Consider the following 22,564-nt stretch of genomic DNA (forward strand, 5'->3'; position numbering starts at 1 on the left):
TTGGGTTTATTTATAGGAACACTCATGCATTCAAGCATCATGAAATTCGCCATCGACGATGGCTCGACCAACGTTAAGATCAGCTGGCTTGAGGACGGTCAAGTGCGTAGCGTAACCTCGCCCAACTCATTTCGTAAGGACTGGAAAAGCGCGGCTTTGCTTAATGATCGTAAGGTATTCAACTACCAAGTTGCATCGACTAAATATACCTACGACGCCACATCCGATAAGGCACTGTCGACGACTCATGTCGCCTTCCAATATGACGATTTGAACCTACTTTCTGTGCACCATGCGCTATTACAGACTGGCGTAAAGCCTTGCCCGGTCAGTATTCTTGTCACTCTGCCGATCACTGAGTATTACCAGGCCGACGATTGCCAGAAAAACGAAGAAAATATCGCCCGCAAGAAAGCCAACCTGATGCGTGAAATCAGCCTAAACAAGGGCGAGCTATTCACTATCGTCGATGTTGAAGTCCTGCCTGAAAGCTTGCCTGCGGTGCTGACCACATTGATGGATTCTGGCGTAAATGAATTTACCAAGTCTCTCGTTATCGACTGCGGCGGTACCACGCTAGATATGGGCGTGATTGTCGGCGAGTTCGACGATGTATCAGCCGTTTATGGCAATGCCGAAATCGGTGTCTCTATGGTGACCAACGCTGCAAGAAAAGCCTTATCTGCTGCCGATAGCGATGCTAGCTACTTAGTCGCCAACGAACTGATTAAGCGTCGTCATAACCGTGAATTCGTTGAAGAAGTGATTAACGATATCAGCAAGGTAGACTGGGTACTTGAGCGTATCGAAAATAAGATTGCCGAGCTTGGTGCTGCTGTTGCGTACGAAGCCAAGACCTTCACCCGCAATCCAAACCGCATCTACTTAGTGGGTGGCGGCGCCATGCTGATTGAAACAGCTATTCGTGAAGCTTACCCGTCGCTGGGTGAAAAAATCGTCATGATAAAAGATCCACAAGAGGCGCTATCGCGTGAGATCTGTTGCTACCACGCAGCTGATAGCAGCGACGCGGCTTAAGAGGTAATTATGCGCATTCGATTCAATGTGGGCCTAGAGCCTGAGCTCTTCGACTCCCACAGCTACGCCATTAAGTGCTTAAGGCTTTGGCAGCAAGAGGAAAAAGCGCGCAATGATGAGACCGATACAGTGCTACAGCGCCGGATCCAGTTTCATCGTGACCTGTATCTGTCGGGCTTATTTCTGCATGAATTGGCGCCGCAGTTGCCGTCCATGCTCACCCAAACCTTGCTGCAGGATAAGGTGAACTGCCAAACCTTGGCATGCCAAATAAAATCGGCAGGCCTGAGCTTGGAGCCTGCTGCTGAGAGTGGCCTTTCAGAACCGCAGTGGCAAAAACTAAGCGCTATGCTAGAAGCCGCCAGTTCGGCTAAGCAGCAAAGCGAGCCGTCTAACTTAACTGCCATTGAGCAGCAATTAGCCCAGCTACAACAGCTAATGCTTGACGGGCAAGAACAGCTAAGCTCAGTGCTCACTCACGCCGAGGCAAGTCACGCTGCATCAAGTAACACAGAGTCAAATCAACCAGAGTTAGGCGCTGAAAATGGCCAGCAACAGGTAGATTTTACCAGCCAGTTTAATCAACTTAAGCAGGGCCAAGAAAAGTTAATGGCGCAGATGAAAAGCTTATCTAGCCAATTAGCTCAAGTATCTGGCACTGCTCTTGCTAATAAGCCAGCTAATGACACTCCCAGTTTAGAGACTCAACTGGAACGCGCTAGACGGGTAAAATCCAAAGGACTCTGGTAGCCATTCTTTGGCTTTATACCAAGCTTAAAAATAGAAAATCCACCTCGTTAGGGTGGATTTTTTTGGCTTGAACTTTGCGTTCTTTAGCGAGCAAAAAGCAGAGCCAATAAAAAAGCAGAGCCGAGGCCGAATATCATCAGCCCTGCAAGCTCTGCTCTTTTGACGTTAGTAATCTAGCTCTACTAACTCTACTAACTCTACTAACTCGAACTTATATGAAAAATTAGCTAGCCGATTGCCCTAGGTATTTCGCCATCTCTGCTGCTGGTACCATGCCGCCGCCTGTCGCCCACACTACGTGAGTCGCATTGCTCATCATCTCAGGTGTTAGCCCCATACGCGCCTGATACTCGCTATCGCCGCTCACCCTAAGTGCGCCCGGCATACCCGCAAGGGCCGATGGTTCAAGTTCAATACCTTCACTCTTAGCCAATAGGCCAAGTAGGTCATACATATGCTGATCGCTTAAGGTGTAGTAACCATCTAGCATACGCTCCATGGCGCGGCCAACGAAACCTGAGGCGCGGCCTACCGCTAAACCGTCGGCAGCTGTCACGTTGTCGATGCCTAAGTCCTGCACGGCGATTTCGTCATGCAGACCCGTGTGCACCCCTAGTAACATACAAGGTGAATGTGTCGGCTCGGCGAAGAAGCAATGAACGTTATCACCGAAGGCTAACTTAAGACCAAACGCCACACCACCAGGGCCACCGCCCACACCACAAGGCAGGTAAACAAACAGTGGGTGCTCGCTATCAACCTTAATGTCAGCTGCGTCAAACTGTGCCTTCAAACGCTCACCGGCAACCGAGTAGCCTAAAAATAGCGTGCGCGAGTTTTCATCGTCGATAAAGAAGCAATTAGCATCAGATTCAGCCGCCTTACGACCTTGCTCAACCGCTACGCCGTAATCTTGCTCATATTCAAATACATTCACGCCGTGGCTACGTAACTTGTCTTTCTTCCACTGGCGAGCATCTGCCGACATATGCACGCTCACGTTGAAACCAAGCTTGGCACTCATGATACCAATAGACATGCCTAAGTTACCGGTCGAACCTACCGCAATGCTGTAACCGTTAAAGAAGCTCTTCATCTCTTCAGTGAACAGCATTTGATAGTCGTCAGACTCTTTAAGCTTACCCGCAGCAATCGCTAGTTTTTCAGCATGGGTCAGTACTTCATAAATGCCGCCACGCGCCTTGATAGAACCAGATATTGGCAGATGGCTGTCTTTTTTCAACATCAGCTGGCCTGCGATCTTCTGGCCGTATTTAGCTTCTAGCGCTTGCTTCATCTGTGGAATGGCCACCACTTCAGACTCGATAATGCCATTCGATGCCGCCGTCTCAGGGAAGGCTAGCGCTAGGTAAGGTGCAAAGCGCTGTAAACGTGCGCTGGCATCGGCCACATCTGTGCTATCTAAGCCAACATAAGGTAATGCTTCGGCTAAGTTGGTCGCCTTGGTTTCAAACCAGCTAACTTCTTCAAGCTTGATAAGCTGAGTCAGCAAAGGGAAGTCGTTTATCAGTTGTTCGGTGTTCATCATTTCAGTTCCCCTTTAGGATTAAATAACATAAGACAGTGCAAAAGTCGCAGCCAGTGCCACAAGTGAGGCAATAAAGGTCGCGCTGGTGTAATACATAAATGTTTGTTTCATTGTGGCGCCGGTGTACTGCTTAACCAACCAGAACAAAGAGTCGGTGACGATAGTGCAACCTATAGCGCCAGAGCCGATAGCTAAGGTCACGATAACTGGGTTCAAATCTGGGTATAGCACTAATAACGGCGACACAATCGCGGTAGCGCCCATCATAGCAACCGTTGCCGAACCCACCGCCGCGTGCAAGATAATGGCCACTAACCAAGCCAGTAGCACTGGATGCATATCAAGGTTTGCCAAGATTTGCGCTAGGCTGTCGCCCATGCCGCTGCCACTTAATACGCCGTTAAACGCGCCGCCTGCACCGATAATCAGCAAGATGTTAGCGATAGAGGCGAAACAGTCTTCGGTTTTAGTCAGCAAGGTGCCCATGGTCATCTTGTTGCGAAGACCAAGCAGGTAATAAGCCACAAAGGCTGCGATAAACATCGCGGTGATTGGGTTACCAATAAATTCAAGGGTGGTATAAAGCGCAGTGCCCGGCTCCATGTACAGCTCGGCCACGGTTTTAACCAACATTAAAATGATTGGCAAAAGGATGGTGAACAGTGTTGTGCCAAGTGATGGCAACTCACTCTCTTTACGGGTTGAAACTTCACTAAACTCGGCAGGTACGCTTAAGTGTGGCAGCTTGTCGCCAAACAGCTTAAGGAATAGTGGACCACCTATTAACGAGGCCAATAGACCGATTAGCAGACCCCAGATAATTACCGAACCCACATCGGCGCCTAGTGCATTAGTCACAAACAACGCTGCAGGGTGTGGCGGCACAATACAGTGCACAGCCATCAAGGCGGTACATAGCGGAATGGCAAGTTTTAGCAAGGATGTATTGGTTTTACGAGCGATAGAGAAAGCGAGTGGAATAAGCAATACCACGCCCACTTCTACGAACAAGGTGATACCGCAAATAAGGCCCACCAGCACCATGATCACATCAGGGCTTAGGTAACGAGATTTTAGCAGGGTGATACCAATTCGCTCAGCGGCGCCTGAGATCTCCATCATCTTACCCAAGATGGTGCCCAGACCGATTACGATAGCCAAGAAGCCTAAGGTGCCACCAATGCCTGACTCCATCGCCTTGATCATTTCAAGTGGCGCCATACCCATCATGCCGCCCACAAAGAAGCTGGCTAACAAGAGTGCCAAGAACGGGTGCAACTTGAACTTAACGATGCTGATAACAATCAGCAAGATACTGCTAAGCAGAGTACCGATAATCCACAGTTGTGATTCCATTGTATTTCTCTATTAGTTAAAGGAGTGAAAAGGAATTAGAAAGTGGCGCTATTAAAGCCAATCAATGAAATGCTGACAAAAGATATAAATTGCGTTTCGCTTGAGCTAGATTGCGGCAAGCTGTATTCAATGGTCACAAAAATGGCTTTAACATGATCTAAGCTTCAACTGTGTTGATCTAATCAGCGTTAAAACGCGCCTTAGAGTAAAATGCTCACATCACAATTTGAGAAGTCAGTCATGTATTCCCAGCAAGATGTGTTCAGCAGAAGCCGCTTACTTAGCAGTTATCAACTGGCAAAACTGCATACCTTCGAAGTGGTGGCTCGTCACCAATCCTTTTCTCTCGCCGCCGAAGAGCTATGTGTCAGCCCCTCGGCCGTTAGCCATAGAATTAGCGCACTGGAGAGTGAGCTAGGCTTTAAACTATTTAGCCGCTTTCATCGAAGAATCGAGCTAACTGAAGACGGTAAACGGCTGTATTCAAAACTGAAAGACAGTTTAAAAAGCCTGAATCAGGAGGTGTTTGAGATTAAAAACCAAGAGGTGTCGGGTAAGCTGACTGTCTACTCTCGCCCCTCCATTGCCCAGTGTTGGCTAGTGCCTAAGATTGCCGATTTCAGCCGCCAGTATCCGGCGATCTCGATTAATATTTTGACGGGCAACGAGAATGTTAACTTCAACAGTTTTCATATCGACTTGGCGATCTACTACGACAATCGCCCCCGCAGCAAACTGTTTTGCCAGCACTTGATGGATGAGACCATCATGCCAGTCTGTAGCCCTGAGTACGCCGCCGAGCATGATCTTATCGGCAAGCCTGAGCACTTGAGCCGTTGCACCTTGCTACACGACAACCAAGCCTGGGAGTACGATTCAGATTGTGATGAATGGAAGTATTGGGCCGAGACCCAGAGCCTCAGTATTGAAGATAACCGCTCAATCGGTTTTGACCGCTCAGACTTAGCCGTCATCGCCGCCATGAACCATGCCGGTATCGCCATGGGACGTGGTCAACTGGTGAGTAAGCGCATAGTCAGAGGTGAACTCATCGCCCCCTTTGCTGGCCAACAGGTAAACTGTGAGCAGACCTATTATGTGGCTTCCCATGACAAAGAGCTCAACCCTAAGGCTAAGCTGTTTGTTGAGTGGCTAAAGCAACAAGCAAACCAAACTTTATAGTACGCCTCTGTCATGAGGCCACTCATTATTTAGTTAGTAGCAATCAAACTTCGTTTGATAAAAATCATTAAGTTAGACCTCATCTTACAATTAACGTCGTGGCGTTTCGACCACATGCAAGATTAAAAGCATCAGGCTTCACCTGACCAAGGTCGTGAGCTTCCAGCTCACACTCGGGAAAAAGGGGATCAACAGCAATCCCCTCTTTCATCTCCCCTGCCGCCCCGACGAAGTTACATGCATTAGATACAAGCCTCATACTTATGGATAAATAGCTAACGCTTCCGATGGGGCATCCTGCCCCGCGAAAGCTACGCCGACATCCCTGTCGGCATTACGCGATTTATTCCAACGTAATTCGGCAACTTCGATGGGGAATTAATGTTCTCTGTGAGTCCAATATAACCAACTAGCTTTTTAGCTTATGGCTAAAACAAGTCATATTAGGAGTGCCCTATTAACCCTTTAATTAATCTTTACTCAACCCCTAGCATTTATACGACTTTCAAATTGGAGCATAAATTATTAAATTTACTCACATTGACTGTTCCCCAATAGATGAGCGCGAGCTGATATAATCCTTAGCATCTCCAAGCCAGTAATGGAATGCTATGACCCGCCAAGCTGCTAACCTGTTGAGCCAACAGCAACAATTAATTGTCAGAGATGCTGAGACCAGTGTTGATGCCTGTACTGGTGTTGATCTTAATATTGCACGCCGCGGGCCCCTCGCGCGCTATCAAGACCTGGTCGAGCAGCAACAGATTATCGACGACGGCGCGCAGCACCAAGCCATAGCAGCACTGGAACGATTGCATCGGCAGCTCATTCAAGTGCCTCACACTCAGCAGCCTAGCCATGTTCATCCAGAGTGTCAGGGGATCTACATGTGGGGGGATGTCGGCCGCGGCAAAACCTACTTGATGGATCTGTTCTATCAAAGCCTTGAATGTGAAAGTGAAAGCGAATCTAAAACTGAAGTCCCCAAGCTCAGGCTGCACTTTCATCGTTTTATGGCGCGCATTCACAAAGAGCTGATTAGTGAGGCGGCGTCTCTAATCACATCTATCAAATCTCAATTAATGTTACACGTGTTGCCAGTAAAGGGTTTTACTGGTGTAACAAAAATATGACTTAAACTCATTGTCTCTCCATTCATATAACACCAATAAGTTAACTTTGTTACTAACTGTCGACTAACAATACAGTTTGATCAGATATGTACCTCTTTTAAGTTTCCCATAACGATATAAGCTTTAAAGTTTAATAATGTTGAGGCTCATTGATACTAACAAGGCTGCAACAAATGAATAAAGATTGATCAATCTCAGAAACGTGTTTGGACAGAAATTAGTTCGTGATAAAGCAGTCAAGATTATGAGTCTCATTAGGGAAAGTGGATATACGGTAACGCCTTGTTATGCGTTCACTCCCCAAGCACCCAATTTACTACGTTGTTTTGGTAATCCTTACTTGACTGTTGAAGCAAAGGCTCCTTGTTGAGCAGTGACAAAATTACAGAAATAGTGTAATCACCAGCAGCAACCTCTTGAATAAGTTGGATCACCTGAGATTTAAAGTTGCTCTCATCAATTTTTGTATCCAAGCACCCAGTTAAACCAATAGTTAAACTATGAGCTATTTCATTTCTCGCTTCTCTCGCAGCATGGAGGATATCTTTTACGGCATCAGCTATCGGAAGTGATTCAATATTTTTATATAGAACTCGGAATTTACCTATCAATTCTGTCGCATAAGCCTCGAATTCCTGTCTATCAACGACCATTACAAACGAGTTTTTTAGTTCAAGATATTTCGATGTATGATCGCACAAGTAATCAAAACGAGTTGCAACTATCAAACAACGTCCAAGTATTGCCTGTAGTTCTTCCGTATTTTCTGTAATTTCAAAATCATCTAAAAAGATATCTGGACTCACAATTTGCCCCTGACGCCGCATTAAGGTGTGAGCAACGCAACCACTGAACTTAACCATACCACTTTAAACACGAAACCCAACGATGGAATTAAAAATGCCAAGCTTTGGGAGTCACTCTTAAATGCTTGTTAGCTGAATTTTAACGCTTATTTACATTTATTTGATACAAAGCTTCTCCTAACATATCTGAGAAGTTCAGGTCGCTCATAGGAGCTATGTCTATTTTAGTCATAGATTGTAACGTCACGATACTCATTGCTTGACTGATTTCATCACCTATTTCAGAGTGTTGTGATAAGTTATCAAAAATACGATTACTCGCATCAGGATGAGTACCTTTAAAGCAAGATTTAGAATCTAGCTCTAAGCTCTGAATTGCTAACAATGCGATAGTTATACCAACAATACGTTTTTTTGATTCTGCTGCTATAGTAGAAGAACTTAGTATCCAATTGGTACTATATAAGTCAGCATCTTTTTCTTCTTGTATTGACAAGGTATTAATTTCTAGAGAACTATGACCTAACTCAATATGTGCAATTTCATGCCAAATAATCCATCCTAAAGCACAAAGGAATATTTCCGTTGCTACCTCCTGATCAATTTCCTCAACACTTATTAAAGCGCTAAAGTTTTTATTTGGGTCATAACTTTCCGCATATAGACTTTCTTTCAAATATTCAGTTAACTGACTTGTTCCAGCATAACCATTAATAGTTTCCAAGTCTAAGTTTTGTTCACCATTCAATTGTGCCTGAGCGTATGCTTGATAAAGTAACCAAGCTTTCAAACTAAACGTCCATAAATACTCCAAGCCGCCATAAGGGATCTTTATAACCTTTGTTTTTGTGTTAACACGAAAAGTAAAGCCTGACTCTTTCAAAAAAAGTAGCGAAAAGTCATGCTTGTTAGATAACTCCACTAGCTTACTTTCATTCTCAGGTGCAACTCGCGATGCAACTGCTGACATTAATTCAAAATGCTCTCTTGTAAACAATGTATTGCTTCCTCTGAACTATGCTAATTCTGCTAACGCCGCGTTAAGGTGTGAGCAAGCCACCACTTAACCTAACTATGCCACCTTAAATACGAAACCCAACGTGGAATGAAAAATACCATGCGTTGGGAATCTGTCTTAAACGCTTTGTTAAGTGCGATTACGAAGCTTGTCGAAAAGCTCTTTATCACGTTCTGTAAATTCTTTTCTTATTGAAACTGCGATCTTTTCAGCATCATTAGCGAAAGTATCAAGCTCTGTTTTAGTCATGACGGTTACTGAGGTCGAAACTCTTTCAGGATGATAAGAACTAAAATTGAAACAACTACGCTGTACTTCCTGAAGTTCCAACTCACCTGAGTCATTGAGAGAACATTCAAACAATGGAGAATCCACAACAATAACTGGAAAACAGTAGCACAACCTATCAGGCAAATCGTGAGTACGGTCTTGGATATAACCCAAACATGCTTTTATCACTCCAACAGCTGCACTATAGGCAGGATCATGATCACCTCCCATCGCTTGCCGAAAATCGTAGCCAGCATATTTTGACGTCTCTGTATAATCACGGATATGTTCCAACCCATGATCCATCAATTTGTCCACAAAAGCTTCTCTTCCTTTATCTGAAGCAATACAAAATGAATTTAGTCTGTGGTAACTATCTGACAATACTTCACCTTTGAGTACAACCCACGGTTTTTTAGAAGCTTTACATTCCATGACAAAAGAAACATCGGTTATGCCTGTGCTATTTTGGTCAATATGTATTGCCAATACATCGATTTCTCTGCCTTTGTCGCTATCATAATCTTTGTAACAATGAGATTGATACACATCAAAACTATGCTTTCTGAAACTAAGAGCTGTTTTCATTTCTAGCGGAAAGCCTGTCTTATTCATCCAGTCTAGAACTTTATTCGACAACATTTAATTATTTCCTCTTAGCAACTAACGCCCTCTTTGGGTATGAGTAACGCAATACCGCTACTTCCGCATACAACCTTAAACACTAAACACAACGCATAGTAAAAATTCCACGTATTGCGAATCCCTCTTGAACGGTTTGTTATGAACGTATTCAACTCATGCGATATTACTCATCGAGCTTTGTTGGCAAATCGACCGGTATTTCAAATTGAACACGATGAGCTGTATGAGATTCATCATGGCTTTTAGCCCCGCCCCCGATTGAAAGGACAGCTAGCTTCGCCTTAGCGCTAGTATCCACACCTGAGCTTTCTTTAACCTGTAGTGCGATATCGAATTTGATTGTTTGTTTATCAGGCCTTATCTTAAATTTTTGTGAGCTAATATGACTGCCATTACATGCTTGATATTCAGTATCAACACTCGCTGGATTAACTATACCGCCAAGAGTTTCTACTTCCTCGGAAGCATCTTTAACACCTTTGGCAATCTGCACTAAGGTTTCTTTTATGTATTCATCTAACTGCATTTTCACTCCGAGTTCATAACAACTTATTAGTGCGCATGCGCGTATGTTTGGCAAAACACGCATGCATATTTAACAACCTATCATTTAAGACCTGCCAAATTAAAGACTTTGATTTATAAGAACTATATCAGAGTGATGCTGGATAAACGAGCATAAGAATTTGCAGGGTGAGTATTGATATTAAGGTTGAATCGAAAGCTATAAATGACTGCTATTTATTGATGAGCATAAGTAGGTAAATAAGCTCGTCACTACTCTGAACAGCTTATTGCCTGTAACTAATAAAGAGGCAATAGAAGTTAGATATCAAACCTCTATTGCCTAAAGTCGTACAACAATTTTCGGTGTAGATATGGCAGCGGGCTTCGATGAAAAGGATGTCATCTCAGCGTTTCAAGGCTGTATCTGCATATACTCCAGCTACTGCGATTTCTAGCATCAATAAACCTGTCTGATTCATCAAGTTCATTATACCTGTAAAGAGTTACAGTTATTTAGGTTTTTATAGGAAGATTCTTTTCGGCCTTATCAGCTTATGGAAGTAACTCTCTGACGTCACATTCTAATACCTCAGCGAGCTGATAAGCTTTTTCTAACGTGATATTGACTTCTCCGCGCTCGATTCTCCCCCCATAACTGCGATCTATTTCAGCTAAAAGCGCCAATTTATCTTGAGACATTCCCAACTCTTTGCGTTTTTTTCGTAAATTGAAGCCAAATTGGATTGCTAAGTCTTTCATTTTTCATCTCGTTAAAGATAAAGACTATCCAAAGTTGCGGCTTATAAAGCCACGGATTATAATCCGCATTTAGTTTGTAATGTTTTTCTACTCCCTAGAGCTAGTGATTAACACCTTGTGAGAAAGTCATGCCAAAAGTTTCAATCAAAATATGCGCTACGTTGCATACTATTCTCCAGGATGAGAGCTTCAATAATTTCCAGGTCGTGCAGTTACGCGATAGATTTTTGTCTGCATTAAGTAGCAACCAAAGTGTTAGTGAAGCCTATAAATTTATTTATAGGCAGGTCTGTCGACTCGTTAAGAAGAAAGCCTTACGAAAAGTTAATAAGGAGAGCTCGAAAACGGTCACTTATCAAAAGACAGAGTTATTTGATCAAATCAACTTCGTCATAAATGACTCCATTGAGACTAGTAAGCCCTCGCAAAAATTACTAGATAAGACTGAACTCGCAGTTATTCAACAACTTCAAGAGCGCCTTAAACAAACAGAAGTCGATCTACTTACTAGCATTGGAGAGTCTGAAGAATATATGCGGCTATACAAATCTTTCCCAGAGATGAAGGAACACCTTGAGTCGCAGTACATGCTAGCTAGAGAAAGTAGCTCGAAGTTACTTGGTCAAATTAAAGCGATTAAATCGGTACTCTCGCACCAACAGAAGTAACTCAAATGCAATTAAGACAATGGCAATTAGAGTGCGTCAATCGCGCTCTAGAGCATTTTAATGCCAACCAAAGACACTTTCTCTGCTTAGCAACTCCAGGGGCTGGAAAGACGATTATGGCAGCAGAGGTTGCAGCTGAGTTATTCGAACAAGATCTTATTGATTTTGTATTATGCTTTTCGCCTTCTGTAAATATCTCGAAAGGCATTCAGAAAACATTCTCACATCGATTAGAGTGTCGCTTTGATGGAGTAATAGGTGCAGTAGGTTGTTCTTACACATATCAAGGAATGCTATCTTTTAAAGAAGACTTTTGGCAGCTACTAAAAAGGAATCGGGTATTGGTGATCTTTGATGAGATCCATCATTGTTCTGGCAGTACTCTTGAGGATGCGAATGCTTGGGGAGAGGAGATCTTACTAAATATACAAGATCAAGCACAATACACCTTGGCATTGACTGGGACGCCTTGGCGCTCTGATCAAGCCCCCATTGTTTTATCTCGATATCTAGACCCTGATAACGAAATTCAGTGTGATTATGTTTACGGCTTAAAAGAAGCTGTGAGAGATGGTGTTTGTCGGAATCCTAAAATAGTATTAATTGATAACGAAGAGCTTTCAGTTAAAAATCAGTATAATGAAATCCAAACTTTCAGCAGTTTTAATGAGCTTTTTAAAGGTTCATCAATTCCGTATCAATTAGTCATCAAAAATGATTTAGCTATTCATCATGTTTTGAGCTTAGCAATTGATAAGCTAGGTAGCATTAGGCAATTGAACCCCGATGCAGCTGGTTTAGTGGTCGCATCTTCAATCGAACATGCGTGCTTTATCTTAGAAATCCTCAAAAATACATTCAAACAAACAGCAACAATCGTAACTTATCAAGAAATTGCCCCGTCGGATACAATTAACAAGTTTCGGCATGATGATACACAATGGATTGTTAGTGTAGGAATGATTAGCGAAGGTACTGATATTCCGAGGTTACAGGTTTGCTGCCATTTAAGTAGAGTAAAAACCGAATTATATTTTCGGCAAATACTAGGTCGTATTTTACGAACAACTAAAGCACATGATCAACAAGCTTGGCTCTTCACTTTTGCAGAGCCCAAACTAACCGATTTTGCATATCGAATAGCGATTGAACTACCAGAAGGCTCAACTGTAATTAGAGAGAAGAAACCTAGAGGAAGTATGAAGTTAACAATATCGAATAATTGTAAAATAACTAATGAACCTCCGAGCCTGCCAAGTTGTTTTACACTTAGTATGGGTGATGCTATAGGTAGGAAACAGATTAATTCATTACCAAGTCAGGCAATTAATGATGCTCACTTAATCAGTTCAATGAACCCATCAATGCTGCTACTAGGCAGGTTTAGGGAGAAGGTCATTTCGACTTTTGATTCTCCATTTTAATACTTATTTATGGTGCATATACAAATAAGAATCAGTGTAATGGCCAGCTAAAACTGGCCACGGCTATATAGCATTTCTGAGTTAGGAATTATACTGATTTAGCAGTATCGCGGATGACCAAATGTATAGTACATTTAGCCCCTAAGCTTTCGGGTTAATCTTCTTTACAAAGCCGTTTATATTTCCGCTTTGCATTTCTTACTTGTAGATCATCGACTAGCTTATCAAATGGAATATCAAAAGCGACATTCGCAAAAGCAGCAATGGCTTGGTTCGATAATTCAAAATCATCAGGTATTTTAAAGTTGCAATAGTCTCCATCATTTTCTTTAGAAAACTGCACAGTTCTTAATATTGCCCTGATTTGATCTGCACTAGATGAGCGCTCAGTTCTTGTGAGAATCAGATCTAGTTCTGAACTAGTCTCAATTGAAGAATTTTGAGCATCAATCCCAAGTTGAGTAACTATTTGACTAATGGATGGGTAATACCTTAAGCCATACGGGCCAACAGTATTTCTCAACGGTTCTTTTAAATAACTCTCAAACATGTAATTTGATTGTCCAGCATCTTCTATAAGTTTGAATAGAGCATAGTGAGTATTGCTTGTAAATGAAGTACTTTCATGTAGTTGAGTTCTCTTATCCAGTTGTTCAGCTAGTTCAAATGCAAGCTTGTAAATTTTGTCATTAATCGCTTTCAACTCTTTGGGGACTGCTCTTACTTCCCCTACTTCACTCTCATTTCCGAATGCCACGGCGTCGATTACAAGGCCAATGAAACGATTCATTTGAGGAATTGTTAGGGCTTTGGACATCAGCTTTACATGTAGCTCAAGCTCTGAATACCGTTCTATAAGCCTCTTAATTACCGCATAGTCAGAACGGTGCCTTTTTCCCTCAGCGGCCTCCTTTAACTGCCCCTCCAAATACTCAAATGCATTAAGGTCTATAAATTCACCCATCATACTATTCTCCGGTCTTGTTAACTGGTGCTGTGCAAAGCTAATAGATCCCGAACCCAAAGTACCAATCTGAGTTAAATATTTTTTTGACGAACTGAGATTGGAAACCTCAATCTGAATCGCTACAATTGCTCTGGGACTGTAAAAGCTTGCTCAGGTGGTTTTATCAAAGTTTGGGGCATAAGTGAGTCAGCGCTGACTCGAAAATGGACAAAAGTTTGTTAGAGTTAAAGTTCTGGAAGTAATAATTGGTATTAGGGAAAGTATGGCAATCAAGTATGCGGTAATGCCGCACACAACCGTGGAGTAGTTGTCGGTTTGCTTGGTCTTGTTATGTTCCTGCTACTTACTGAATTTAAACGGTTTTACTTCCTGCAACGCATACACGGAACTTAGAGCACCTGCAGGATTAGGTGAAAAGCTATAGGTCTTACGGTAAAATTCACCGTATAGTCTCACTGTTTTGTGATTCCACTTAACATGAAAATCTTGTTGTATGTCCTCAGAAAAACTCACCGTTAATTCTATCGCCTCAGACACAATGAAATGCTCTGCTGAATAATTATTAGGGAAGAGGTACACTCTATAACCAGGCTGAGGATACCCTGCATCGGTAACCACTATTACTCCTGTTAAGCTCACCAAATTTGAATCAAACTCCTCGGGAAAGGTTATGAGCTGATACATCGAAATAGATATCCCTCTATCGGTGGCAGCAAATGCTGTCGTTTGCGATAAGATGAGGAGAAAAAATATAAAAAGTTTCACTGAACTCCCTTTGAAACATAACTCTGCGTTATGCGGTGAGTAATTGTTGGCTAAAATGTGAAGCGAAACCGAGCCAACTGTTATTAATCCGACTTTAAGGCCTTGTTAGCACTCAATTGCTTGTACCAATTCATAGCCCAATTACCCATTACAATTAGAAAGCCAACACTTAAATAACCTAAAAACAGTACAAAAGTGGTAGGAGTTATTTTTAAATCAAATCCAGATGCTATAAGCAATAATATGTTTGCAAGAATACTAGAAACAAAAATCATTATGCTTACAGAATTTACATTTTTAAGACGCTCAGCGGAAGCTTGGAGTGACATTAAGGCTACAACAAACCAGTGATGATTTGTATAAACTTCTTCCTTTGCAATAAGAATATAAATCATAGTAAAAATAAAACCGAGCATAGGTAACAAGGCAACCGAATTTAAAAATTTACTCATAACTCCCTCTTGAGTGTTAACATTTGTATAGTGCGCATGCGCTTATTAAACCTGTTATTTAAATCAAAACAGCATAAGACATTGATATTATAGCACAAACCTTCCTCCCTCAAGTATAGATGAGTATAATTCACACAACATTTCCCTAGAAAAACGAGCAAAGCAGATAATACTGTGTAAAGAAACTGTTTAAGAGTAACTTCCCATGACAGCTAAAAAAGCCCTTTTTTGGCTCAAGTTAGACATCAAGCAACACCAACCTAAATGAGTGCACCAATTACCCTGTGTAGATACGGCCGTGACCGTCCATGACAAGGTGAGAGATAACGAAGTTATCAAGCTTTCGAACTAGAGGCAGGATGTCGAACTAGCTTTTTAGCTGGGATGCTATTCGTCATGACCGAGCTTCCAAGGACCTTTCCGTTATTGAGAAGTACTGCGTGTCGCGAAAGTGTCTGCACATGCGTCCGCTGCAGGTGATTGATAGCTATGAAACTACAAGTTCAAACACTCAAGTTGGTATCACTCATCCAAAAAAAATGTAATCACCCTTCATTCAAAGGCTAACTCACTTTGGGGCATAAATGTTTTAGCTTGTCTGTCCCATACCTTCTGACACTGCTCAAAAGCAATCAAACTTTATTGGGTTCGTTCAGACTATATTGTTAGCCAACACTAACAGAGATGTTGGCAGTGATACTTGTAAAACATCGTGCTTTATTTCTTAAATTAGCAGTTAATTAGCTTTCCAATTCAAGAATACGTTGAGCAAAAGCGTTACGCTCCTCCAATAAAGAGTCATACATAGAGTAAAGCTCATGTATGTGTGCCATTAGCATGGCTATAGTTTCCTTATCGTCCTTCCCCTTTGCTTCAGCAAGCTTGCGCTCAAGGTTTTCGTTTCGTTTAAGTAGCTTCTTTGTTTGGTCTTTTTGCTGATCAACTAACGCTTGTTCTTTTTGTTTTTTCTTGAGGTTGTTGATCATCTCCTTGATGTCAGGGTGACGGTTGTAAATGAGCGAATGCGATAAACCACATTTGTGAGCAACTTTGCTTATGGTGATCGATTCACTGTTTTGTTCAAACTCTCTTACACAAGATAATAATTGCTCTCTGGTGTCCATATTAGCTCTCTACGGTTGTTTGCTCGTTAATTGGTGTGGTGGAAGTAAGGTTATTTATGATTTCATTAGCAGCGTTAAGGTTGTCTTCTAAGCCTGTTAAGAAGGACTGGTAGCGCGAAGTGTCAGGTAAGGTATTAATACGCGCTATCTTTTGCTCACAGCTATACTTAATCGCTTTCCAATAGGGCAAGTGTTTGGGGGTGGCATAGTATGTATCACAATACAAACAATGTGAGGGATCAGACGCATTCTTTATTTTACACCCTGCGCCTTTAGTGCAATAGCCATGCGGCAAACCTCTCACACTATCACTGTGGCGAGTGGCAAAATCAATTAACTCCTGAGTGCTATTGAAATGTGGTTGTTGGGCCGTTGTATAAATGACCTGTGATTGATTAACGTTTAACTTAGCAAGGAACTTGGAAAGCCTATCACCACCTCCTCCTGCTACCTGTTTTTGTTTGGCAGACTCTACAATGTCTTCAATGGCCTGTTTGTTGGTTAGCTCCTCAAAGTATTCAATGCACGTTCTAAGCTCACTAAGGGATTCATAACCACGCTCAGAATAAACAAACGTCATTACAGAGTTAAGGTGCTTAAACTGGTATTTAATGTCATCTAAATCACCTAATCGGTTGGCGATAATAAACCAAGCAAAAGTATGTCTAAATTGATGCGATGTTAAGTTAAATAAATCACCAACTTTATATTTTAAGCCTCGTTTGCCACTCAGCTGGCTAACTGATTGGTAGTTGCAGTTCATTTTTTCAAGCTGCTCGATGTCAATAGCTGTCACCTGAAATGAATGTTTGCTCATAGAGATACCACTGTTAGCGTCCGACGCTCTGGAAGCCTGCACAAATCTGGCGGTATTTTTAGTGTGTTGTATGCCAAACAACCGGTTGTCTTTAAGTCCTTTTTCATATCGGTCTAAATGACCTTTAGGCATCTTGTGCATATGGTGCTCAAGCATCAATCTAGCGCGCTCCCTGTAAATCTCGTTAACCTTACTCAGTAAGTCTACCGCTTCAAACACGATTTCATTTGCAACCCAATCCAGCTCAATCGTTCCCTCGGTAGTTTTTGATAGTTGACTTTTGATGGTGAATACGGTTTCGCCAGTTTCTACTCGTTGCGAGTGGCTGTTGTTTTTTAGCGCATAGACTTCGTTATCACGCATACCAGTAAACGCTAATACCAATGTGTAGACATGGAGGTTTAGGTCTCGTACTAAGTTGTAGCCTAAACCTAGTTCATTATCAAAATTACGGCAGGACGCCGCAATGATACTGCCAGGATTGCTGCAATTATTTCCTTCAATTCTTTTGTTGGCTTTTGTATGTGGTTCTATGAATAAGCCAATGTTGGACTTAACGTTGTTTATGTAGTCGGTTGATGACTCAATCACTGACTTCATCACCCCTGTTGGAATGATGGAATGCTTTAAACGGTGTTGTTCTTCATGTTTCGTGATTTTAGAAATGGTGAGTTCATCGACCAATGGAGCCAGTAGTGAGCTATTTACCAAACCATATGTATACAGAAAGGTTAATCCCTCACGGACGGTCTTAGCAGCTGAGGTGTGCTTCCCCTGCTCCATACCACCTTTTGATTTAGGAGCGTTCAAAAAGTCCGTGATTAAATTCCGAAGTTTCAACTCTGGTGACTTGTTTAACTCTCTAAAAGACTTGTAACCTTTTGTCTGCAAGAAAGAGCAAAAAGATTTTAATGTGCGAACCCGACTGACAACTGTCTTCCATTTATACGGTGTGCCGCCTTTTACTGTTCCAAGGTGTAATGCTGCAATCATCATTGTCTTAAGTTCGTAGTCGAACATTAGTGAGCTTGTATCAATTACAAGTCCTTTCTCCTTGGTTGACTGTCTAAAGTAGTTTCCACCAAATGTCATCGGCTTTTCGTCTGGTGTTTTGTCCCACAATACAAGCCGAGATAGTTCGTTAATATCACTGGTAGATAATTCCTTTACCACGATATCGTTGCTGACATTTATGATGGTTGAGATTATTTTATTGAGATCGGACATTAAGACTCTCCATTAACAATCGAAAAGGATGGGGTGGCGAATTCCCAGTCTGGATGAATGCCATGTTGCTTAAAGAGCGCAAAACCATCCTCTACTGCTTTACAGTTTCTCTCTCGTAGGTTCTCAATAATGTCATCTACGCGTTGTTTTAGAATATTGATATTGGTGATCTGATTGTCGGTATTGTCAAAGTCAATAACTGACATTTCCATATCTTGTAATATGTAGTTCTTATAACTGAGTAGCTTCCATACATGCTCGGCATCCACGACAACACGGAAATACTTACACCAAACGCAGCTAAGAAAATCTGCACACATTTTCTGATTACTGTCTTCATTAATTTGATGTAGTTTTCGATGCTCTCTAGCGTAGCGTTCTGCTTCTTCGTTTTGACCTTTCGCTGCACAAGTACCGGTAGGAACTATTTGATGCTGATTAGCGCTCATGTCTGTAATGATGTGAATGTCAGATGATACTTCCTTGCCAGCAAAGTAGTCAGACATTATTTTAGTTGCTTGGTTGAGAGAGTAGCGAGATTGTTCAGGGTTGATCCGCAAATAGTTAGACTCAAACACATCAAAAGAATGTTTGACCGTATCGGTGTACTTCTTGATGCTTTTATTAACTTTTCGATAGATATGATTCACACCACCTTTGCGGATTTTTTTAGCCACAAATGGAACACTGCATCCTGCTTTCTTTAGTATGCTGCTCAGGTGTTTTACTGTTGAGTATTCAAGTTTTAACACTTCATCATTGCGCGGGTAGATAAACAGGTAATTACTGAACTTTGTTTGTGCCCTAAGCTCAGTGGTGAGTTCATCGCGAATAATTAACAAATCTGATATTGCACTTTTCAGGGTATCTGATTTTAACTCTGATTTGTCAAAGGTATATGTGTCGCTTCTATAGCCAGCTCTGGCTTTTTGAAGAACAACGGCATATTCGGTTTTATTGGTGATTGGAGATACAACCTCAGCAATGTCGTCACATTCTAACTTAAGTAACGGACTAATGTTCCATCCAGTTTTCAGTATTACCTTACCAAAGGTAAGTAAGATCCTGTGATATAGGCTTGTACTGCCATCGCGTAATAGTTTTTCAATATAAAAGGCCAACTCTCGACACTGTAGCTCTGTGTAGAAGTCATCAGTATTAAGGCGCTGTTTATGTTTGACGGTTTTAGTATTCTTGATTGGGTAAATATTGTTAAACGGAATGTCAAACTCCCGCAAGAACCATGACAAGCTGCTTCTATATATTCTGGCAGTTGTCCTATTGAATGAAGCGTTGTTCACGCTTGATTGTAGTTCAGCTAAGAGGTGATTTTGAGTAAGTCCTCCATCTATACCAAACCCATTAATACCATGTTGTCTAAGGATACCTAGGTGTTGGTGGTTCAGTGTTCCGCTGTACTTATTCAGGAGCGATTTTAGTTGTTGGTAGTTGTGATAAACTGTGACCATAGAGTAATCCCTCAGGTCGATATCTACCTTGCATAACTCAAGAAAATTGGCTAAGTCTGTGTAAAGAGTATCAGAAATGGCTTTAATGGTTGAAAAGTCAGACAGTAGTTCACGATTGTTATCTATGTTAGGAAATGAAAACAAGTTATCTCGAAACGAATTTAGCTCAGGAGTGTTATCAGGGTAAATACAGGTGCAGATTTCATGTATTAAGAGAAACATCCAACTTGGTAAATTGGGGGAGTCATGAAGGCGCTTAAGTGTTTCATCGCTATTTAATAACGCCTTCAATCCTTCAGCTAGCATTGCCGAGTTTAAACTATCAGAGAGCTCTGCCTGTATAATCGGTAACGCTCTTTTGAATCCAAAAAGCTTGTCACGGACACTTGCTGGTTTAAGGTGTGAACTTATGGAGTGACCAATAATTTTTGAATACTGTTCAATATCGTTAAACAGAGATTGAGAGGTGCGGTATAACTCAGTAAAACTAACCTCATACTTGTCTTTCGCGACTACCGACTTTTGTATAAATGTTTCACAGTCGTAGTGCGACAACATAAGCTGAAAGTGAATGGAATTGTAACTATCCACTTTAGCTGCATCAGCCAGAATGTCAGTGTTGTTCACAAATGCGCCTAAGCCATATTTTGCTAACAGTTCTCGATAGCTGTCCTTTTTCATCAGTTGGGTAAGGGTGGCGTGAGTACTAGCCTTGATGTCCCTTAGCTGTTTTTGCGGTCTGTCGGTATCCAATACGTGAAACATAAAGTCGCGGTATTGGTTAAAAAGAAGATCGGAAGCACCATAAAGTTTCGCTAAATCGGTCACGTATCCCTTTAGGTCTATTCTACTTGGCGGCTTCAAGTCAATATCGTCATTGAACAGCCTAACCAGTGTTATAAATGCGTTCTTAATCCCTTTGCCTGTTCTTAGGGCTGCATACTCAAGGAGATCCCACACGGTATTGCTTTTAAGAGCCGATAATCCTTGTTCTAGCAATGCCTTTAATGATTCAGGGTTAAGTATGTCTATTAGTTTTTCAAATTTAGAGCAGATGTAGCGAATCTGTAATGCAATAGTCACCTCTGTCTTGTTCCATTTGGCTTTGTTAGCCATATAACGCTTGTGACAAAACTCAATATCATTAGCTAGTTGTTCGCTGTGGACTAATATCCTATCGAGTCGGATGTTGAGGTTTGGATTACTAAATGCAAGATACATCTATCGAACTCCTATCTCTAGCTCAGTTACTTCAACGCTTAACTCTTGCTCTAAACCTCCAAACACATCCTCAACCCAAGATTTCATGCGCTTGTCATAAGTAATGGTTCGTGCCAGATCGATGTATTTCTCAGTAGTCGAAAACTTAGAGTGACCCAATAAAGTCATAAGCCTGTATTGGATGAATCCAAGGGGTAAATCTTTCTCCAACAAAAAACGCGCTAATGAGGTAGCAAAAGTTGAGCGCAGATCATGAAACGACCTATAAAACTCAATTTTACTGGTGAGTAATTCTTTCGCAGCGTTGGACGTAATATTAGTGATCGACCCTTCATTTAGGATATTGCCAGAACGGTTAATGAAAAGAGGTTTGTCTATTTCTGCATTCTGGTTTGCCCCCCATTTGGCAGAGCGCTTTAGTCTTTCTGGTGAGTTCCTGTAGTTCCAGAGTCTCGACATCAAAGAACGTGGTACAAGTATCTGTCTATGCTTATTAAACTTGCCAAGTACATCAACGCTGTAAACTTTGGTATCGTCCAAGGCTGTATCAACAATTTCAGACTCCTTTAAAAGTACCACTTCAAAAGCTCGTAACCCACACAACAACGCTAAATCTGCCCATAGTCTGCGGGACTCTGATTGCATGTGGTTTGTAGAGTAGAAATCCTTTAACTCTTTTTGGCTATACGGGGAAAGTCCATCGTTCAACACCATTTTCTTTTGTCGATGCTTTTTAGGAATAGTTAAGTCATTAGTTTGAACTACCATCCCTCTGTCATAACTAAAGGATGCGAATATCAAATCAAACTCTGAGTTAGAGCGTTTTTTCCTAATCACCTTGTCGGTATATTTAAATGGCAGTTTTTCAATTCGACGTGTTCGCCAAGCCCATTCATACAATTGTCTAACATGAGATATGTACAAATTTGCGGTATCGAGCGATAGCTCATTATTCTTGATTCGGTCAATCAAGTGGGTGCGAAAGCGATAAGGCAGTAACCACTCTTTTGCTTTCTCTGATGCTGAGACAGCATATAGGTCTTTCCACTCTAATCCTGCGGCCTCTAGCCACACCAGAAAAACTTTAAGCGAGTTGGCAATGCTTTTAATTGTTTTTACCGTTACACCTCCTAAGAGGTTCTTATGACCTCCTCTAGAGGGGCGAAGAAACTTGCCTTTGTAACGATACTCAAGGAACAGGTTTATTTCTAAACAATCTTTTAATCGTGTATCACTGAATAGTAATGGGAATTTATCGACCTCATGGTGGCGTTGGTGGTTAATATTTCGGATCTGATACTCGCCTGCAATATCCAGTAACTCCCCATCAAACGATGGCAGTGAGCCTAAGTTAAGCTTTGTTTGAATAATAGAGATCATAGATAGTGTCCTGCCATATATAAACCACACGAGATTT

The 22,564-nt window shown here is 41.8% G+C and carries 20 protein-coding genes; 6 read left to right on the top strand and 14 right to left on the bottom strand.

Annotated elements, in window-relative coordinates:
- Positions 1-24: 24 nt before the first annotated feature.
- Positions 25-1,038, top strand: coding sequence for a plasmid segregation protein ParM domain-containing protein (parM, locus tag SPEA_RS18145; RefSeq protein ID WP_012156659.1), 1,014 nt, complete (start codon positions 25-27; stop codon positions 1,036-1,038).
- 9 nt (positions 1,039-1,047) lie between these two features.
- The gene (locus SPEA_RS18150) at positions 1,048-1,788 is read left to right on the top strand and encodes a hypothetical protein (protein WP_012156660.1); all 741 of its coding nucleotides are present in this window, start codon (positions 1,048-1,050) and stop codon (positions 1,786-1,788) included.
- Positions 1,789-2,011: 223 nt separating this feature from the next.
- On the opposite strand, the gene dsdA is transcribed toward SPEA_RS18150, so the two are convergent.
- Both dsdA and dsdX read right to left on the bottom strand, forming a co-directional pair.
- Entirely contained in the window at positions 2,012-3,337 is a 1,326-nt protein-coding gene (gene dsdA, locus SPEA_RS18155; RefSeq protein ID WP_012156661.1) for a D-serine ammonia-lyase, read from the bottom strand.
- An 18-nt stretch (positions 3,338-3,355) separates the two neighbouring features.
- Positions 3,356-4,693, bottom strand: a complete 1,338-nt coding sequence (dsdX, locus tag SPEA_RS18160) for a D-serine transporter DsdX (protein ID WP_012156662.1) — start codon at positions 4,691-4,693, stop codon at positions 3,356-3,358.
- Between the two features lie 210 nt (positions 4,694-4,903).
- Between dsdX and dsdC the strand changes: the two genes are divergently transcribed.
- Positions 4,904-5,875, top strand: a complete 972-nt coding sequence (gene dsdC, locus SPEA_RS18165; RefSeq protein ID WP_012156663.1) for a DNA-binding transcriptional regulator DsdC — start codon at positions 4,904-4,906, stop codon at positions 5,873-5,875.
- A gap of 611 nt (positions 5,876-6,486) precedes the next feature.
- Positions 6,487-7,008, top strand: a complete 522-nt coding sequence (gene zapE, locus SPEA_RS18175; protein ID WP_012156664.1) for an AFG1/ZapE family ATPase — start codon at positions 6,487-6,489, stop codon at positions 7,006-7,008.
- 293 nt (positions 7,009-7,301) lie between these two features.
- Here the strand turns inward: zapE and SPEA_RS18180 are convergent, their stop codons facing one another.
- From SPEA_RS18180 to SPEA_RS18200, 5 genes are all read right to left on the bottom strand, one after another.
- Positions 7,302-7,814 (bottom strand): hypothetical protein, encoded by a 513-nt coding sequence (locus SPEA_RS18180; protein ID WP_041411437.1) that lies wholly within the window; start codon positions 7,812-7,814, stop codon positions 7,302-7,304.
- Positions 7,815-7,953: 139 nt separating this feature from the next.
- Positions 7,954-8,811, bottom strand: coding sequence for a phage exclusion protein Lit family protein (locus SPEA_RS18185; RefSeq protein ID WP_150102220.1), 858 nt, complete (start codon positions 8,809-8,811; stop codon positions 7,954-7,956).
- Positions 8,812-8,961: 150 nt separating this feature from the next.
- Complete coding sequence (locus SPEA_RS18190) at positions 8,962-9,744, bottom strand: hypothetical protein (RefSeq protein ID WP_012155131.1); 783 nt, start codon at positions 9,742-9,744, stop codon at positions 8,962-8,964.
- A 166-nt stretch (positions 9,745-9,910) separates the two neighbouring features.
- On the bottom strand, positions 9,911-10,273 hold the full coding sequence (locus tag SPEA_RS18195) for a hypothetical protein (RefSeq protein ID WP_041410914.1): 363 nt from the start codon (positions 10,271-10,273) through the stop codon (positions 9,911-9,913).
- 533 nt (positions 10,274-10,806) lie between these two features.
- Positions 10,807-11,013: a helix-turn-helix domain-containing protein gene (locus SPEA_RS18200; RefSeq protein WP_012155133.1), complete on the bottom strand. Its 207-nt coding sequence runs from the start codon at positions 11,011-11,013 to the stop codon at positions 10,807-10,809.
- A gap of 128 nt (positions 11,014-11,141) precedes the next feature.
- Here SPEA_RS18200 and SPEA_RS18205 point away from each other — a divergent pair, with 128 nt between their 5' ends.
- Entirely contained in the window at positions 11,142-11,681 is a 540-nt protein-coding gene (locus SPEA_RS18205; RefSeq protein WP_012155134.1) for a VspR family transcription factor, read from the top strand.
- 5 nt (positions 11,682-11,686) lie between these two features.
- Entirely contained in the window at positions 11,687-13,105 is a 1,419-nt protein-coding gene (locus SPEA_RS18210) for a DEAD/DEAH box helicase (protein WP_012155135.1), read from the top strand.
- Between the two features lie 154 nt (positions 13,106-13,259).
- On the opposite strand, the gene SPEA_RS18215 is transcribed toward SPEA_RS18210, so the two are convergent.
- The 7 genes from SPEA_RS18215 to SPEA_RS18245 form a co-directional block, all read right to left on the bottom strand.
- Entirely contained in the window at positions 13,260-14,072 is an 813-nt protein-coding gene (locus SPEA_RS18215; RefSeq protein WP_012155136.1) for a hypothetical protein, read from the bottom strand.
- Between the two features lie 339 nt (positions 14,073-14,411).
- Positions 14,412-14,837, bottom strand: a complete 426-nt coding sequence (locus SPEA_RS18220) for a hypothetical protein (protein WP_041410915.1) — start codon at positions 14,835-14,837, stop codon at positions 14,412-14,414.
- Between the two features lie 83 nt (positions 14,838-14,920).
- Positions 14,921-15,289, bottom strand: a complete 369-nt coding sequence (locus tag SPEA_RS18225) for a hypothetical protein (RefSeq protein WP_041410916.1) — start codon at positions 15,287-15,289, stop codon at positions 14,921-14,923.
- 740 nt (positions 15,290-16,029) lie between these two features.
- Positions 16,030-16,413 carry a DUF6262 family protein gene (locus SPEA_RS18230; protein WP_012155138.1) on the bottom strand — a complete coding sequence of 128 codons (384 nt, stop codon included), beginning with the start codon at positions 16,411-16,413 and terminating at the stop codon, positions 16,030-16,032.
- A 1-nt stretch (position 16,414) separates the two neighbouring features.
- Positions 16,415-18,457, bottom strand: coding sequence for an integrase (locus SPEA_RS18235; protein WP_012155139.1), 2,043 nt, complete (start codon positions 18,455-18,457; stop codon positions 16,415-16,417).
- Positions 18,457-21,147 (bottom strand): hypothetical protein, encoded by a 2,691-nt coding sequence (locus SPEA_RS18240; protein ID WP_012155140.1) that lies wholly within the window; start codon positions 21,145-21,147, stop codon positions 18,457-18,459. Before SPEA_RS18240 ends, SPEA_RS18235 begins: the two co-directional genes overlap by 1 nt.
- Positions 21,148-22,527, bottom strand: a complete 1,380-nt coding sequence (locus tag SPEA_RS18245) for a tyrosine-type recombinase/integrase (RefSeq protein WP_012155141.1) — start codon at positions 22,525-22,527, stop codon at positions 21,148-21,150.
- Positions 22,528-22,564: the final 37 nt, after the last annotated feature.

It is taken from the genome of Shewanella pealeana ATCC 700345 (assembly GCF_000018285.1).
Lineage (GTDB): Bacteria > Pseudomonadota > Gammaproteobacteria > Enterobacterales > Shewanellaceae > Shewanella > Shewanella pealeana.